At 45.6% G+C, this 17,254-nt stretch carries 11 protein-coding genes; 6 read left to right on the top strand and 5 right to left on the bottom strand.

Annotated elements, in window-relative coordinates:
* Nucleotides 1-178 precede the first annotated feature (178 nt).
* A complete protein-coding gene (locus QT984_RS18070) occupies nt 179-3,991 on the top strand; it encodes a glycoside hydrolase family 2 TIM barrel-domain containing protein (protein ID WP_333374583.1) in 3,813 nt (1,270 codons plus the stop codon).
* A gap of 91 nt (nt 3,992-4,082) precedes the next feature.
* Here the strand turns inward: QT984_RS18070 and QT984_RS18065 are convergent, their stop codons facing one another.
* The 5 genes from QT984_RS18065 to dnaK all read right to left on the bottom strand — a co-directional run bounded on the left by QT984_RS18065 (nt 4,083) and on the right by dnaK (nt 11,227).
* Nucleotides 4,083-4,328: an HNH endonuclease gene (locus QT984_RS18065; protein ID WP_190745880.1), complete on the bottom strand. Its 246-nt coding sequence runs from the start codon at nt 4,326-4,328 to the stop codon at nt 4,083-4,085.
* A gap of 50 nt (nt 4,329-4,378) precedes the next feature.
* Nucleotides 4,379-4,807 carry a KGK domain-containing protein gene (locus QT984_RS18060; protein WP_333056655.1) on the bottom strand — a complete coding sequence of 143 codons (429 nt, stop codon included), beginning with the start codon at nt 4,805-4,807 and terminating at the stop codon, nt 4,379-4,381.
* 206 nt (nt 4,808-5,013) lie between these two features.
* Complete coding sequence (locus QT984_RS18055) at nt 5,014-7,449, bottom strand: dynamin-like GTPase family protein (RefSeq protein WP_333374581.1); 2,436 nt, start codon at nt 7,447-7,449, stop codon at nt 5,014-5,016.
* 384 nt (nt 7,450-7,833) lie between these two features.
* A complete protein-coding gene (locus tag QT984_RS18050; RefSeq protein ID WP_333374579.1) occupies nt 7,834-8,994 on the bottom strand; it encodes a J domain-containing protein in 1,161 nt (386 codons plus the stop codon).
* Between the two features lie 124 nt (nt 8,995-9,118).
* The gene (dnaK, locus tag QT984_RS18045; RefSeq protein ID WP_333056658.1) at nt 9,119-11,227 is read right to left on the bottom strand and encodes a molecular chaperone DnaK; all 2,109 of its coding nucleotides are present in this window, start codon (nt 11,225-11,227) and stop codon (nt 9,119-9,121) included.
* Nucleotides 11,228-11,282: 55 nt separating this feature from the next.
* Here dnaK and QT984_RS18040 point away from each other — a divergent pair, with 55 nt between their 5' ends.
* The 5 genes from QT984_RS18040 (at nt 11,283) to QT984_RS18020 (ending at nt 17,025) form a co-directional block, all read left to right on the top strand.
* Nucleotides 11,283-11,423 carry a hypothetical protein gene (locus QT984_RS18040; protein WP_333056659.1) on the top strand — a complete coding sequence of 47 codons (141 nt, stop codon included), beginning with the start codon at nt 11,283-11,285 and terminating at the stop codon, nt 11,421-11,423.
* Nucleotides 11,424-11,854: 431 nt separating this feature from the next.
* Entirely contained in the window at nt 11,855-12,109 is a 255-nt protein-coding gene (locus QT984_RS18035; RefSeq protein ID WP_333056660.1) for a hypothetical protein, read from the top strand.
* Nucleotides 12,106-12,516: a type II toxin-antitoxin system tRNA(fMet)-specific endonuclease VapC gene (gene vapC / locus QT984_RS18030; protein ID WP_333056661.1), complete on the top strand. Its 411-nt coding sequence runs from the start codon at nt 12,106-12,108 to the stop codon at nt 12,514-12,516. The genes QT984_RS18035 and vapC overlap by 4 nt, the downstream gene beginning before the upstream one ends.
* A gap of 175 nt (nt 12,517-12,691) precedes the next feature.
* Nucleotides 12,692-13,441, top strand: a complete 750-nt coding sequence (locus QT984_RS18025) for a Uma2 family endonuclease (RefSeq protein WP_333233704.1) — start codon at nt 12,692-12,694, stop codon at nt 13,439-13,441.
* A gap of 158 nt (nt 13,442-13,599) precedes the next feature.
* On the top strand, nt 13,600-17,025 hold the full coding sequence (locus tag QT984_RS18020; protein WP_333374577.1) for a helicase-related protein: 3,426 nt from the start codon (nt 13,600-13,602) through the stop codon (nt 17,023-17,025).
* Nucleotides 17,026-17,254: the final 229 nt, after the last annotated feature.

The following is a 17,254-nucleotide window of genomic DNA, read 5'->3' as shown; positions in this document are numbered from 1 at the left end:
AACAACCTTGTTAAAACTTAGTTAAAACTAAGTATTTATTTTTTCTATACAAAACCACATTTGTCGGCTCTGTGCCATCTTCCCAGAGACAGATTGGCTGCGGGATTGCTGCTGAAGCAACTGCTATCATAGATCCAGAGACAAATTAGATTATCTAATTTCTGGGAGCAATAAGCGAGTGAATCACAAGCTGGCCAAAATTATCGGATTATTTTTCGCAGCCGCCACCCTCTTTGGATTCGTCGGTTACGCGCTTCAAAATCCCAACTTCGCCAGCAGCTCACCGATGTCGATCGGCTTCCCCAATCTTACCACCGCGGCCGTCGGGGCGATCGACAACAAACGATCCCAAATCTATCTCAACGGAAATTGGCAATTTGTCCCCGCAGTTGGCAACCCCCAAAACCCCCCCGTCTCGCCAAATTGGGGATCCATCCAAGTACCCGGAGACTGGCAAAAAGAAAACAACCAATCCGTACCTGGAATCATCACTCGCGGCAGCGGCAAAGATTGGGAAAACTTCAACAGTAAACAACTATCAAAAGCTTGGTATCAGAGAAAAATAGACATTCCCGGCGACTGGACAAACCGCCGAATTTTTCTCGACTTAGCCAGAGTCAGCACCGATGCAGTCATCTTTGCCAACGGCATTAACTGCGGTCAAATCCCCTGGCCCTACGGCACTATTGAAATTACCAAAGCAGCAAAACCAGGTCAAAACACCCTATCTATTTTAGTCGTGGCAGTATCCGATGAAAAGGAAAAAGCCGTCATCATGGGCCCCACAGAAATCTACACAGAAAAATCCAAATTGGAATCGCGGGGAATCATCGGCGAGGTAAGGCTTCTGAGCCTTCCCCCAGGCCCGTTAATTAGGGACGTATTCGTCCAAACTTCCACCCGAAAAAAGCAAGTTAAATTAGATATTGAACTCAAAGACGTTGCCCAAAGCGGTCAAGTAGAAATAATAGCGCAAATGCTGGACGAAAAAGGCAAAATAGAACAAAAATTTACTGGCACGGCCAAGGTTCAAGCTAAACCTATTCAAACCGTCCAAGTTCAGTGGAATTGGCCAAATCCCCGTCTTTGGGATGTCGGGCAACCAAACCTTTACACCCTACAATTAGAAGTAAAAGGCCGCGGCATTGACACGCAATACGACCAACCTTTTGGCTTCCGCGAATTTTGGATAGAAGGGCGCAAATTTTTCTTAAACGGAACTGAATTTCGGCTGCGACCAAACTTGCACTCCGATACTTGGCAAGGCGGCACAGTAGAAGTTGCTGATAGCCTAATTGATGGCTACGTAAAAGCAGGTTTTAACATAACAGAAATGTGGCCTTGGAATCACGACGAACGGGGTAGATGGCACTTCCGAGAGTTATTTTCCGAAAGAGCAGACCTCAAAGGTTTTCCCATTATGGCTCCCGCTTTAGACATTAGTCCTATCGCTTGGAACGGCAAGTGGAAGAACCCCCTGTGGAAAAACCGCTGGAAAGACCGAATGGTGATTGAAATGCGCCGCTACCGCAATCATCCATCAGTATTAATGTGGGCGACAAGTCCTAATTTTTTCGGCAACGCTGACGATTTAAATCCCCGTCGCATCGGCAAAAGCAAAGTAGAAGGAACTCTCAGTCCCTCGGAAAACCAGCGTTTGCGGGTCAACACTCCCCTAGGTAATGACGCTATAGCTGCGATTAAATCCGCTGACCCCACCAGACCTGTGATGGTACACCAAGGCGCACACTTCGGCGATGTTTATGCGCTGAATTCTTATTTAAATCTGATTCCCTTGCAAGAACGAGAAGAGTGGATTTCTGAGTGGAGCAAAACCGGGGAAAGGCCCTACATGGCAGTCGAGTTTGGGACTCCTCTGCACGCAACGATGATGCGGGCCCGCAAAGGTTTTGGTCAGGCAATTGTCAGCGAACCTTGGATGACTGAGTTTGCGGCAATTTATTTTGGCAAGCAGGCTTACGAGTTGGAAACTGCCGCTTATAAATCTAAAATTCGCGAGCAGTTTATCAATGGTCAGGAGTATCAAAACTGGCATATTAAAAAAGAGTTGGATTTTGCACCCGCTTTTCAAAAGTTGCAGCAGTTATTCAGTACAAATACTTGGCGGAGTTGGCGGACTTTTGGAATGTCTGGGGGGATGATTCCTTGGAATGACGGACATGGTTGGGAAGTTTCCGAAGCTGGCAGAAAAAAGGTGGATATTGGGGGATTTCAACCGGGTCGCCGGGGAGTTTATTTGAAGCAAGTCTCGAATAATCTTTTGAATTATTTGCAGCCCGAAGCTTATACTGTTCATCCTGGGGGCGAGGCGATTATGAATAATAATAGCTCGACTTTGGCTTGGATTGCTGGTGCTAGTCCGGTTTTTACTGCGAAAGATCACAATTTGTTTGTGGGCGAAAAACTGGCAAAGCAAGTAGTGTTAATTAACGATAGGCGGACGCCGCAAGAATTTGCGTTTAATTGGCAGGTTTTGGTGGGGGGAAAAGAAGTAAAAAAAGGCGAGGAAAAAGGCCGGATTGAGGCGGCAGGAACGCTATTTTTCCCAATTGACGTAAAATTGCCAAATACCATTCCTAGCAAGGCTGACGGCGAGATTCGCTTGACGGCACGGGTGGGCGATCGATCGCATTCTGATACATTTGCTTTCCGCGTTTTTCCCAAACAATCCAACATCAAAGATGCGGTGACAATTTTCGACCCAGCGGGCAAAACATCGGCCATGTTAAAACAATTAGGTTATCAGCTTGTACCGTGGAATGGTTCGCAAGTTTCATCGCTATTAATTATCGGTAGGGAAGCATTTTCTAGCGGGGAAAATTGGCCGGGAAGTTTAGAAAGTTTTGTGCGAAACGGCGGCAAAGCAATTGTGTTTCCTCAACGCAGGGAATGGCTGGAAAATACAGGTTTCCGAGTTGCTGCCCACGTCAGCCGCCGCGCTTATCCAGTTGACAGCAACCATCCCGCAATTAGCGGTTTAGACAGTGAAGATTTGCGGGATTGGGTGGGGGAAAGCACGTTGCTTGAAGCTTATCCAGATACGATCCAAACTGGCCCTAATTTGAGTCCGGCAAATAAACCTTGGTACGGCTGGCGTTGGGGAAATCGTGGCGGTGTCAGCAGCGCTTCAATTGAGAAACCGCACCGCAGCGGTTGGCGCCCAATTTTGGAATCTGAGTTTGATTTAGCTTATTCGCCGCTGATGGAATTGGATTACGGAAAAGGGCGGCTGATTTTAAACGAGTTGGATTTGGAAGATCATTATTCTGTAGATGCTGGGGCGGCGCAGCTAGTGCAACAAATTGTGAGTTACGGGATGAATTCTCCGGTACTTGGAAAGCCGGATCAAGTGGTTTTAATTGGGGGAGATGAGGATGCCCAAAAGTTGGACAGTTTGGGGGTAATTTATCAGCGCGCTAGTTCGCTTTCTAATGATGTTGGTTTGGTGATTGTGGGGAGAGAAGTGAATCTGAAAGATGCAGCTTTGCGCGGTTATTTGAATGCTGGCGGGAAGGCGTTTTTCTTGCCGCGTCAAGTGCCTGCTGCGGGTTTGGGCGTGGGTTTGCAGCAAGCGCAGGATTTTGGGGGTTCGCTGGCGGTTCCGAGTTGGGATGAGGTGAAGGGGGTTAGTGCTTCAGATTTGCGATCGCGCTCTTTTTATGATACTTGGTTGATTAAGTCTGGGGGAGAAGTCGGTGCTGACGGTTTGTTAAGTCGGGTAAAAGTTGGCAAGGGTGTGGCGATTTTTTCTCAGATTGAACCTGACAGTTTGAATGCTGATACTAAGACTTATTTGCGTTTTACTCGCTGGCGGCAAACCAGGGCAAATGCTCAGATTTTGGCTAATTTAGGGGCGAGTTTTAAGGCGGATGAATCTGTGTTTAACGGTTCGAGTCGCGAGTTTTATCACTGGGATTACAGAACGGATTTTGAGAAGGGGGATGATCCTTATCGGTATTATAGATGGTAGGATTTTTTAACCGCAGAGGGCACAGAGGACGCAGAGGAAGAGAAGAGAGAGATGAATAATGCTGATTTTATTATACTGTTAAATATCAAAATCAAAGGTCAAAGTGTCGCCTGAAGCGCGGGTCTAGTTTGTCGGTTTTCTTTTGGTTGCAGGTGCCGCAGAGGGTTTGCAAGTTGCTGATGTCGTTGCTGCCGCCGCGCGCTAGGGGGATGATATGATCGATCGTCAGTTGGGTTTCTAGTTTGGTTTGGCCGCAGCTTTGGCATTGGTATTTATTGCGATCGAATACATATTTTCTGACTTCTGGAGGAATGGGGATTCTGGGGGTTTTAGACATGATGATTTTTAACCGCAGATGAACGCGAATGAACGGGGATGTTTGATGGACTAGCTGGGTGAGTTTTCTTGATTGAGAAGTTGGCGACGCAAATCATCGAGGGGGGATTCGGGTTTGCTAGTTTCTGATTCGTTGTTTTCTGGTGTTTCTTCGACTTCTGGTTCGTCGGGGCAAAATTCTACAATGACTCTGATTTTAACTTTACCTTTTTGCCAACCTTTAGCCCCTATTTTTAAGGCTTCACAGTCTATCCCGTCACGAAACCATTGTTGTTGGAAGCTATATCTACTCTGCGGATTATATTTACTGGTATTTATTTGTAATCCTGGAGTCTTACATAACTCCTGAAGTGCAGATTCTAGCCGAGGCAAAAATGACTGGCTCATTTCTGCTCTAAGCCTACCTACTTTAAATATCTTAGATTCAAAGGAAAAAACATCATCATTTCCGTAATTTTCTAGAAAAATATGTTCTTGCATATTGATGGTTTATTTTTTCAAAAGACTCTATTAACGATTATCGGGTATCGCCTCATTTTTGGCAAGAATCGCGGCGAATAGAATTCGCGGCTATACAAACGATGTCCGCAGGACGCCGACTAAGAATGTTTTCAACCCGCGAAGGCGGGTTTTGTCTGTGTAGCCGCGATTTCCAATCGCCGTAATTCCGAGCACCAAAATTGCAATCATTCACCATCCACCGCAACGCTATCATTTTGCCCAATTACAGGCAACAAATGCTCGTGCAGCTTCATCGCCTGCAAACAACTATTAATCCCAGAAACCGCCCGATCGTACTCTTTGATCTTTTCTTCATTCTCAGCTTGCCGCCGCAGGTTTCCAGCAATCTTTTCCTCCGCTTCCTGTGCCAAAGTTTGCTCCAAATAATCGCGGGCTTGACTGTATTTCTGCAAAATATCATCAGCTTGCTTTTGCGCCAGCGGCAACAAATGCTCTTTCAGGGTTTGGTTGACAGTTTGGCGGAAAGTTTGCCGAATAGTTCTAGATACTTTTGGCTCAAAATCTAGCCGCAATAATTGCCGAATTGCAGGTTGGGCGTCCACCATGTTTTCGCAGTCGAAACCTTGAGAAGTTTGCTGCAATGTTTCCCGGAATTGATAAATCGAAAATGTGCCTTCGTCGTAAAAACGGGGACTTTCTCGCACGTAGCGATCGCACTCCACCCCAGCCGCATTTACCAAAGCATCAGAAACCCGCTTTGATAACTCCTCTAACTGCTGTTCAATGCCCCCATCATTCCCCAACAACCGATAGAGTAATCGATAGTATTCAGACTTGCGAACGCTGTCTTTCAAATACTGGAAATAATTATCAACCAGTGACTTAGTAGCCTCTACTAAAATATCTTCCAACTGATTCGCTAAATAATAAAGTGCTTCAACTAAAACAGCAATTAAAGGTGCTGTAGCATTGCGGGGATGATTGCGTAAAGTGCGTCCGTAAGCCGCCTCAACAGAAAATCCGTCTAACAATTCATCCAAGCGGCGGATCATCCGAGATTGCAGTTGCCGAAAGTCTGTATCGAAAATATCGCATCTGTTCATAATCATTTCATTGACTTCTTCGGCGATATGTTCCCGAAAATCCTGTCCGACTTGCTGCAATTCTTGATTTAGTCGCAAAAGTTCTTGTGCTTTCATCGCTTCAATTTCGCGGGGCTGGCTGTCCAAATTCCGCTGAATTGTTTGGTAGTGTTTCCGCAGTTGAATGCACAAGTCTTCTAAGTCGTCAGCGAGATTTTTGAACAGTTGCGGGCGTTTTTCTTCTGTGAGGTAACGGGTGATGGCTGTGCGAAAATTTTCGATACCGCTATCTTGAATTAATTGAGTAATTAATGGTTGTCCTTGCTCTGCAAGAATCCGCACGTAGTTTTCATTTGGTGTTTCGTAACTATTAACTGAAATGCGAAATTTGCTCGGAGATAGCTTGCCGGAATTCGCACAGTAGCGATTAAATTCACTAACAAATTGCGGAGTCTCTTCACTATTACCGAGCAATTCTGAATCTAATTTATCATCTCCAGAAACTCGCCCTTGACTGGTGGCAAAGATTGTATTTAAACCAAAGCGATCGCGCCCTGTTGTCCCTCGAATCAAACTCCCGTAAAACCCCAACAATCCGCTAGTTTTATAAACTCTCGCAGTATCGCGAAAGTCGGAATTAATCAGATTTTCTAAGCGCTGCCGCAGTTGCGTGTTGTACCAAGTTTCGTCAATGCGGTTGAAAATGTAAAACAGTCGATCGCGAATTCCCGGATTTCCCCGTGTTTTTTCCATCAACTCGGTTTCTTCCGTCGTCATTTCCCCAGACGAAGCTGCTTTCAAAACGCAGACAACCGCCGAAGTATCGGGGCTTTCAATCTTATCATAAGTCAATTCTGCATCCCGTTGCACGGGTGCATCAATTCCCGGCGTATCGATAATAATATTGCCATCTTGCAGCAGCGGATGATAACAGTAATATTCAACTCGCTTGAGTACAGCACTGTTACTACCGCGACGGGCATAACTAGCAGCTTCCTTGAGATTGGAAAAGTTAAACTGTTCCATCGAGTAGGTAGCGTTTTCGAGAGTTTGGATGCGATCGCGATTTGCCTCAAAACCTTCTAACAGCAGCATCAAAGCCTTAGCTTTTTTGGCTAACTCGGATTTATTTTCGCCGCCTTCCGTTTCAATAATTATGTTACATCCCTGAGACAACAGCGACACTACATCTGTTTGATTAATATTAAGTTCAGTAGCTAAACCTAACTGATGGCACAGCACAGAAGCTTGCTGGCTAATCTCAAACTCGCTCAAAAAAGTGAGAACAACGCGCTCTTTTTCCGGCTCAGCAAAGGCGATATAACATTCCGTACCTGTCGCGTGTCCTTCAGCACTGTAGAGCAATTCTCGCTCCAGCAAAGCATTAATTAGCATGGATTTTCCCGCACTGAAAGCGCCAGCAAACACAATTTCAAACTCAGGAGAAATTGCCTTTTTCAGAGAAGCTTGTACCGCCGTGATATCTTGTTGTCGCAAAGAAGATTCCTGACGCAGCAGTTGCAGTAAGGAGTCAACTTGCTCTTGCAGATTGTTGCATTGAGGGGGCATTTGAGTCATGGCGGCAGACTGCTCCTGATTTTGGGAAAATTACCTTATTGTTAATTCTCTGCTAGTTCAGGAATAATCACAACAGTAATTTTACTTATGCGATCCAGGATGGCTGAAAGTGCGATCTGCTATTCTGGCGACAAATCCTATCGTTTACGGTTGTTTCGGAATTATTAAACCGCAGAGGCCGCAGAGGCCACAGAGGAAGACAAGAGAGAGATGAATAATTGCTATACCCACGCATTTGATATCGTCTATTTACAGCCAAGTGGCTAAATCTGATATGTCCGTAAAATTTAGCCAAGCATCTCCTAATTTTTCGTACACGATTAGTAGTAAGGCGCGCATTATTGCGCCCCTACAAAATTAAACTGGCGCATTGCGTACTCTATATTAAACCGATAAATCCTGACGCGGTTTAAAAGACTCAACCTGTCGCAACTTCTCGTACAATTCTCGTTCCTCTTCACTAATTTCTTTGGGAATTAACACCTGAATTTCTACCAACTGATCGCCCCGATCGCCATTTCCTGTTGGATAGCCTTTGTTAGCCAGCCGCAACCGCTTTCCAGAGGTTACTCCCGGCGGCAATTTCATCTTTACCAAGCCGTCTAGCGTCGGTACTTCAATATCTCCCCCCAACACCGCTTCGCTGGGAGTCAGTGGCAATTCGCAGCAAATATCCGACATTTCCAAGCGAAAAAATGGATGGGGAGAAACCGTGATTTTCAAATATAAATCTCCGCCGCCCATACCTTGATTTCGCAAGCGAATCCGCTGGCCTGATACCATAGCAGGAGGCAGAGTCACCTCGATCGCTCGCCCATCTTCCAGACGAATTCGCTCGGTACCGCCCGAATAAGCCCTTTCCAAAGGCAGAGTTAGCCTGGCCTCAATGTCCCTTCTCGTTTCGCGATCGACTGTTTCTCGTCGCATTTCGCGATCGACTGTTTCCCGCCGCATTTCGCGATCGACTGTTTCTCGTCGCATTTCGCGATCGACTGTTTCTCGTCGCATTTCGCGATCGACTGTTTCCCGTCGCATTTCGCGATCGTCAAAATCCCTTCTAGGTGGGCGAGAATTAGCCACATAACTCGTTTTCTTAGAAGCCGTATTCCACGGTTCAGAGGAGGCTACTCCCTGTGTATCATTCGCTGTCGCCATCCTCACTTCCCGGCGTCTTCCGAGCACTTGATCGAGAAATTTATTAAAATCCGAGTAATCACTAAAATCGACATCTTCGGTCGGTTTTTTCCGGGTAGTTTTAGTGTTTCCCCAAGTTTTGAAATTGGGAAGTCGCACCCCTTGCTTTCCTTGAAATCCCTTTTGTTTCCAGAATTTACTAAACTGATCGTATTGAGCGCGCTTCTCGATATCGGAAAGAATATCATAAGCTTCATTAATATCCTTAAACTTATCTTCAGCAGATTTATCCCCTGGATTTACGTCAGGGTGCAACTGTCTGGCTAGCCGTCGATAGGCTTTTTTTATCTCATCAGCCGTGGCATCTTTGGGTACTCCCAAAATTAGATAGTAATTGCGAAAATTCTGCATAGTTAGTCATTAGTCATTAGTTATTAGTCATGAGTTATTAATTATTAGTCATTAGTCATTAGTCATGCTGCTTCCCTGCTTCAAACTAGGGACTAATGACTAGGGACTAATGACTAACCACTAATTAGAGCCAATCGTCGTCATCATCCCAATCGTCGCTTTGATTTTGATAAGGGCGAGTGGGGCGATTAGCACTGCTTCTACGATCGCCCATTCGATCGCCCATTCGATCGCCCATACGATCGCCCATACGATCGCCCATACGATCGTAGGGGCGATCGGGAATTGGATCGACAGTCGATCGCCTGTACGGTTTAGCATTGGTATAATAGCTGCTATCATCGCTGCGCCGCTTCGTACCGTCGCCCGTAAAAGTCCGCTTCACAGACTCAAAGAAATCATCATCATCGTCATCCATCGCAAACGCCGAAACTTCCCGGCTCAAATCGTAAAGAGCATCCTGCAAATCCGAACCAACTTGGTCAACTCCCCGCTCATCATTGCGTTCCAAACTGTCTCGCAATTCCCGAATTAAAGTTTCAATTCGCTGGCGGCTTCTTTGAGCAAACTGCATTCCGCGATCGAGCGCAACTTCCCGCAACTGCCGCTCGGCTTGATAAGCTAAAGCTTCAGCGCGATTGCGTTTTTCTACCCTTTCCCGCTGCAACTTATCAGCTTGAGCAAACTGTTCCGCATCGCGAATCATTTGATTCACTTCCTGCTGACTCAGCGTCGAAGCACCTTGCACAGTAATGCTTTGTTCCCTGCCGGTAGTTTTGTCCAAAGCAGTCACCAACAGCATCCCGTTAGCATCAATATCAAAAGCTACTTGCACCTGCGGAATCCCTCGCGGTGCCGGCGGAATTCCAGTTAGTTTAAACCGTCCCAAAGACTTATTATCTCTGCCTAATTCCCGTTCCCCTTGGATGACGTGAATTTCTACCACAGTTTGGTTGTTTTCAGCAGTCGAAAAAATGTCCGATCGCCTGACGGGAATAGTAGTATTCCTCGGAATCAGTTTTTTCATCACCCCGCCGATCGTTTCCAAACCCAGCGACAGCGGCGTCACATCCAACAGCAGCACATCGCGGACATCGCCACCCAAAATACCCGCCTGAATTGCCGCACCCACCGCCACAACTTCATCGGGATTGACATTTTGATTCGGCTCTTTATCAATCAAGTTGCGAACAACTTCCTGCACCAAAGGAATGCGAGTCGAACCGCCGACTAGCACAACTTCATCAATGCGAGAAGGACTCAAACTTGCATCAGCCAAAGCTTGTTTGACTGGACGCCGTAGCCGCTGCACCAAATCTGTGCACAGCCCCTCAAATTGACCACGAGTTAGTCGCGTTTCCAGATGCAAAGGCCCGTCTTCGTTCGCATCGATAAACGGCAAATTAATCTCGGTGACACCGACTCCCGACAGCTCAATCTTGGCTTTTTCTGCCGCTTCGATCAAGCGCTGCAAAGCTTGGCGATTTTTCCGCAGATCGATGCCTTCTTTTTCTAAGAATTGTTCTGCCAACCAATCAACAATTTTGGAGTCAAAATCATTGCCACCTAATTGAGTATCGCCGCTAGTTGCTTTAACTTCAAATACTCCGTCTCCCACGTCTAAGATAGAGACATCAAAAGTACCGCCGCCCAAATCAAACACTAAAATAGTTTGACTTTCTCGCCTCTCCAAACCGTAAGCTAAAGAAGCCGCTGTCGGCTCATTTAAAATCCGTTTGACTTCAAGTCCGGCAATTCGTCCAGCATCCCGCGTCGCCTGTCGCTGCGAGTCGTTGAAATAAGCGGGAACAGTAATTACAGCCCCCGTCACCTCTTGTCCCAGATAGCGGCTGGCTTCATCGGCCAGTTTCCGCAAAACCATCGCCGAAATTTCCTCTGGGGCAAAATCTTTTTTCAGGCGGGGACACTTGATTTTGATGTTCCCGTTTTCGTCGCGGCGAGTTGTGTAAGGGACGCGCTTTGATTCTGGAGTCAGTTCGGTATATTTGCGTCCGATGTACCGCTTGACGGCGTAAAAGGTGTTTTGCGGATTGAGAACAGTCTGGCGTCTGGCCATCTGTCCCACCAGGCGTTCTCCTTCCTTTGTGAAAGCGACTACCGAGGGAGTTGTCCGCATCCCTTCTGCATTGGCAATCACAACCGGTTTGCCGCCTTCCATGACGGCTACTACTGAGTTTGTTGTTCCGAGGTCAATGCCAACTACTTTACCCATGCGTCAGTTGTCTCCTGTGGCGTTGTGTGTAACTTTTTCAATATAAGCGTTAAGTATGATTGCATTTATTGTACCGCGTCGAGAAGCGGGGGCTGCGGGGGGATTGCCTCACCTGCGGTTCAGGTTGCTGGGGTTGGCTGGGTGCGATCGACCTTTTTTCCATACGGTTTGGCGCAGCAACCGAGGAGCAAATTGATTAGAACTCATATCTTGCACCATTCTCAAGAACAGGCTTTCCGGCCTGTTCCACAAAAATTCAATGTTCTTGTGGAACAGGCCGGAAAGCCTGTTCATAAATAGCTAATTGAGAATGGTGCAAGATATCAGTTAGAATGGAGAGCAAAAGTTATAGCTATCATTAACATAGAGGTAGCCTGAATGACCGGATTAGAAGTATTGCAGTCAGTTGAGTTTCTCAAGATAAAAGGCAAAGAAGTTAAAGATAAGTGGGATGAAGATTGAGGTTATTACAAGTAGGAATTACGCACGGGTGGTCAGAAACCGGGTTTTTTTACGAAAATCTTTCGCACTCACCCACAGATTCGGTAAAAAACCCGGTTTCTTGGGCATAGATGAGTAATTCCTGACAAGATTGAATTTCACTACAAACTTAAGGAGGCAAGAGTTATGCAAAGTATTAAAGTGCGATCGCGCGTCGGATCAGACGGGATGTTGCATTTGCAAGTCCCGGTTGGGATAAAAGATACAGATTTAGAAGTTATTGTAGTTTTCCAGCGCATAACACCGGCAACTGAAGCTAAAACACCGGAAGATTTAGGCTGGTCGCCCGGTTTTTTTGAAACGGTAATAGGAAGTTGGGAGGGAGAACCGCTTGTTCGTCCCGATCAGTTGGAATATGAAATCCGGGAAGAATTGCTGTGATTTATCTTTTAGACACCAATACTTGCATCCGTTTGTTAAATCCAGACCGCAACTCATCGGTATCTCGCCGACTAGCAATGATTCGGTCAGGTGATGTAGCAATATGCTCTGTAGTTAAAGCAGAACTTTACTGGGGTGCTTTTAAAAGTTCTCGTCAAGATAGCAATCTAGCTAGACTAGAACGTTTTTTCAATGAGTTTGTAAGTTTGCCTTTTGATGACCAGTCTGCCCTAATTTACGGTCAAATTCGCACTCAATTAGCTGCATCTGGGACACCTATCGGCCCTAATGACCTTTTGATTGCCTCTATTGCTCTCGCCAACAACCTAATTCTTGTAACTCACAATACCCGCGAGTTCAGCCGTGTTGAGGGTTTGCGTCTGGAAGATTGGGAGATAGAGGTCTGAGTTATACCAATTTCATAAAGTTATGCTACATAGAAAGTTTTACTCCCCCCCTTAATAAGGGGGGGGTTGGGGGGGGTAGATATGTAGCGCTATTTTATGAATTTGGTATTAGATGTATCGAGTTCGCCTACAATCACAATCTCGCTCCAACAATGCCTGCAATCGCAATAAAACTATGAAATTCACCTTAGATGTAGAAAACAATCCCACAGGCTGGCCGGATCATACTCAACTACCAGAATCCGACGGCACTTTTGTGAAAAACTTTCAAGAACATCCCCAAAGCATTCTGTTAACAGATTCAATTACTCCCGTTTTGCAGAGAATCCACGCTGACGGTAACTATTGTATCGGTCAAGATAGCGGCATTTACTGGCGATTAACTGACCCGTTAGAAAAGGGTGCAGAAGCGCCAGACTGGTTTTATGTGCCTAATGTCCCGCCAACTATTGACGGTCAATTGCGCCGTTCTTATGTGATGTGGCAAGAATTTGTAGCACCGTTAATTGTGTTAGAGTTTGTATCGGGGAATGGTGCGGAAGAACGGGACAGAACGCCTTTATTGCGATCGGGTCAACAGGAAACTAAGCCGGGTAAATTCTGGATTTATGAAAATGTCATCCATCCGGCATTTTACGGAATTTATGAAGTAACTAAGGCTAGCGTTGAAGTCTATCACCTGATCGAAGATAGGTATCAATTAGTTGCTGCAAACGATCGCGGTCATTATCCGATCGCACCGTTAGGAGTGGAATTGGGAATTTGGCAAGGAAGGTATCAAAATGTTGAGTTACCTTGGCTGCGCTGGTGGGATAGTCAAGGGAATCTGTTGTTAACCGGGGCTGAAAGAGCCGATCGCGCCGAAGACCAATTAGAGCAATTGCGCGCTCAATTGCGATCGGCTGGAATTGAACCGGAATTGTGAATTGGAGTGCATCTCAATTTGGGAAGGGCGCGGGGGCAAAAAACCCGGTTTCTGCGTGAATATTTGTAGAAATAATCGACAATTTTTGGAAGAAACCGGGTTTTTTTCGTAAGTCCTAAAGAAGTCGGGGATCTAATAATCATCACAGAGGAAACCAAGTGCCACGCATTTTTGACAACATTGAACTGCGGCTGCTACCAGCATTGCGAGACACCATTAAACTCTCCTATCGGGCAGATTTTTGTGTGGGCTATTTCAATCTTCGGGGATGGCGGAGAATTGGCGATTTAATCGAAGCTTATGTGGGAAACCAAGGAGCCTGCTGTCGCCTTTTGGTGGGAATGCAAAGTTTGCCGGCCGATGAATTGAATGCTAGTTTTAGCCTGATTTCCCATCACGGGGGGATTGACAATAATGCCATTATTCGTCTCAAAAAACGGATGGCTGAGGAATTCCGCCACCAGTTGACGATAGGGGCTCCCAGTGATATTGATGAGCAGGGATTACGCAGGTTAAGCTATCAGATTAAAACTGGAAAAGTTGTTGTTAAATTATTCTTAGCTTATCACCTACACGCTAAGCTTTATCTCGTTCACCGTCACGATCCCAACACTCCGATCGTCGGTTTTTTGGGCAGCAGCAATCTGACTTTATCGGGATTGTCAAAACAAGGGGAATTGAATATTGATATTTTAGATTCAGATGCTTGTAATAAGTTGCAAAAATGGTTTGACGATCGCTGGGAAGAATACGGCTGTGTTGATATTTCTAAAGAACTTGCAGAAATTATCGATCGCAGTTGGGCGAGATCCGAACTAATTCCACCTTATCACATCTATCTCAACATAGTCTATCATTTGTCCCGCGAGGCGATCGCAGGTATTGCTGAGTTTCAGATTCCCCGCGATTTTAAGGGTTTATTTAAATTTCAAGAAGAAGCCGTTAAGTTAGCCGCCCGTCACATTACCAGACGGGGAGGCGTGATTATTGGCGACGTTGTAGGGTTGGGTAAAACTTTAGTCGGAACTGCGATCGCCAAAATTTTACAAGAAGACTGTTTCTTTGACACCCTGATTATTTGTCCCAAAAACTTGGTAAAAATGTGGCAAGAGTATGCAGACAAATATCGCCTGCTGGCAAAAGTCTTATCCATCAGTCTGGTACAGCAAGAATTGCCAGAATTGCGCCGCTATCGAGTTGTGTTAATTGATGAAAGTCACAACCTCAGAAACCGCGAAGGCAAGCGATATCGAGCGATTCAAGAATATATTGCAATCAACGAAAGTAAATGTATTTTGCTTTCAGCAACTCCCTACAACAAAACCTATTTAGATTTATCTTCTCAGTTGCGGCTGTTTATTCCTGAAGACCAAAATTTAGGATTGCGGCCCGAAGCTTTGCTCAATCAATTGGGCGGAGGCAGTCAAGGAGAGTTAGAATTTATTAAGCGGCATCAATGTTCCGTGCGCTCTTTGGCTGCTTTTGAAAAAAGCGAACATCCTGATGATTGGCGAGATTTGATGAAGCACTACATGGTGAGGCGCACTCGCTCGTTTATCAAAGAAAATTATGCGGAAACTGACGCAGAGAAGAAGCGCAAATATTTAGAATTTGTAGATCGCACGCGATCCTATTTTCCCGATCGCCTTCCAAAAACCATTAAGTTTTCCTCGGAAACCTCCGCAACCAACTCCCAGCTTGACTTTGAGGAAATTGTCGAAGTCATCAATGCCCTAAATCTGCCGCGTTACGGGCTGGGAAATTACATCGCCAAAAAACCCAAACAACAGCCGACTGAAGCAGAACAGCGGCAGTTAAATGCCTTATTCCGTGGGGGTCGCCGATTAATGGGATTTTCGCGGACAAACCTGTTTAAACGGCTAGAAAGCAGCGGTAGTGCCTTTATTCAGTCGATCGAGCGCCACATCCTGCGGAATTTTATCTACTTATATGCGATCGACCAAAACTTCGATATTCCGATCGGCACCCAGGATGCAGAATTGTTGGATACCCGCAACAGCGATGAAGATGCCGATTCTGTGGTGGTTAGCAGTTTTGAAAGCGAAGAAATCGAAGATGATGCGGGCGAAAATTTAGATATTGAAGCAGAATTGCTGTCAAGCGAAAAGAGTTTTAAACAGCGGGCCGAAGTAGTTTATCAAGAATATAAAACGCGCTATCAACGCAGGTTTAAATGGCTCAAATCAGACTTTTTTGATACCAAGAAGTTAAGACGGGATTTGCTAGAAGATGCCCGCTGTCTGATAGAAGTCTTGCAAACTTGCGGTAAATGGCATTCTCAACCCGATGAAAAGTTAGCTGCTTTGGTGAAATTGCTCACAGAAACTCACCCCCATGAGAAAGTATTAATTTTTACTCAGTTTGCCGATACAGTCCGCTATATAACTGATAATTTAACTAAGCTAAATATTGCGGGCGCCGCATCGGTGACAGGTAAATCAAAAGACCCCACCGAACTCACATTTCGGTTTAGTCCGACTAGCAACGGTAAGCGTGACAAAATCTCCCCAGAACGAGAATTGCGAATCTTAATTGCCACCGATATCCTGAGTGAAGGTCACAACTTACAAGACAGTGCGATTATCGTTAATTATGACTTACCTTGGGCAATTATTCGGTTAATTCAGCGGGCGGGAAGAGTGGACAGAATCGGTCAAAAAGCCGATCGCATTTTGTGCTATTCGTTTTTGCCAGACGAAGGAGTCGATCGCATTATCAACCTGCGCGAAAGACTGCGCCGACGCTTGCAAGAAAATGCCGAAGTTGTGGGAACTGATGAAACATTTTTTGAGGATGACTCACCTCAAGTCATTCTCGATATTTACAATGAAAAATCAGGAATTTTAGATGGCGAAGAAGATGCCGAAGTTGACTTAACATCCGAAGCTTTTCAAATTTGGAAAAATGCCACGGACAACAACCCAATTTTGAAAAAAACCATTGAGTCAATGCCAAATGTAGTTTATTCAACTCGCAATCATACTCCCGCACCCTTGCAACCAGAAGGAGTTTTATTGTACATGAAAACCGCCGAGGGAAATGATTCATTAATTTGGGTCGATCGCGATGGCAATAGCGTTAGTCAATCGCAACTCGGCATCCTCAGAATTGCAGCCTGCGAGGAAGCGACACCAGCAATTCCCAGAGACAAACAGCATCACGAATTAGTCACAAAAGGTGCAGAGTTGATAGCAGAAGAAGAGTTAACTGCGGGCGGACAATTGGGCAGGCCTTCCGGGGCCCGGTTCCGAACATACGAACGTTTGAAGAGTTACTTTAAGGAAATGAATGGTACAATATTTGCATCCGATGAATTGTCAAAAGCAATCGATGAAATTTACCGCTATCCCCTGCGCCAGTCGGCAATTGACACGTTAAATCGGCAGTTAAAAAGCGGGATTGGCGATCGACAATTAGCTGAATTAGTCGTGGGTTTGCGGATGGATGACCGTTTGTGTATAGTTAATGAAGACGAAGACAAACGGGAACCGATGATTATTTGTTCTTTAGGCTTGTTTCAGGAGAAAGCTGTCAGTCCGCCATTCCTCTCACCATCCAGCTAGTCCGCCAGGGAATGAATTCCCTGTCTAATAGCGAAAGTCGTCTAAAGACGACTCATGAATTGAAAATTTTTCTTCTCAGTCCTCATAGCGAGGACTTTCGCTTTGAGACAGGGGTTTCAACCCCTGTCGGACTGTCGGACTGTCGAACTGTTTGTCTAATAGCGAAAGTCGTCTAAAGACGACTCATGAATTGAAAATTTTTCTTCTCAGTCCTCATAGCGAGGACTTT

This window comes from Microcoleus sp. Z1_B2 (assembly GCF_036700325.1).
GTDB lineage: Bacteria > Cyanobacteriota > Cyanobacteriia > Cyanobacteriales > Microcoleaceae > Microcoleus.
This window is presented reverse-complemented; position numbering and strand designations above follow the sequence as displayed.